This window comes from Neobacillus mesonae (assembly GCF_023715155.1).
GTDB classification, from domain to species: domain Bacteria; phylum Bacillota; class Bacilli; order Bacillales; family Cytobacillaceae; genus Neobacillus; species Neobacillus mesonae_A.
This window is the reverse complement of sequence record NZ_JAMBNQ010000116.1, coordinates 1-434: the sequence shown is the minus strand read 5'-3', so window position 1 is coordinate 434 and position 434 is coordinate 1. Positions and strand designations below refer to the sequence as shown.

Sequence of the window (434 nt, the reverse complement as noted above, 5' to 3'; positions counted from 1 at the left end):
GCCGCGTCCAGTTACTCCGATGGCTTGGAGGAAGTGGTTCATGGAGTGTCCGAGAGGGATGCGGACTGCTTGCTCAAGGTCTATTTTGCCTGCTTTGAGCTTTCCTGCGGTTTCCACGGCACGGGTGACGATGTAGGCCATGATTAGTCGGGGATATTTGCCGTAGGGCAATCCTCCATCGGCGTAGACAACGATTCGGCCTTGTGCTGTCTCTATGACTCGTTTTTCTTCGTCGGTCTTGCGGTATGGAAATAATGCTTGGACGAAGAGTTTGGATGTGTAGCCAATGTCTTGGGCGTTTATAAGTTCTTTTGCTTGATTAACTTCTCGGTCTTGGGCAGTCTTTTGGGCTGCTTGAAGCTGAGCAATTTTTTCTGGTGGCAGTGCCATGGAAGAATCCCTTTTCTGGTGACACTGCTTAACTTCTTGCAAAC

1 protein-coding gene is annotated in these 434 nt (G+C 49.8%); it reads right to left on the bottom strand.

Annotated features, from left to right (window positions below; all coding sequences use genetic code 11):
- Positions 1 to 390 (bottom strand): replication protein RepA (locus M3183_RS26770; protein WP_251475085.1); only part of this gene is annotated, 390 nt, incomplete at its 3' end.
- Positions 391 to 434: the final 44 nt, after the last annotated feature.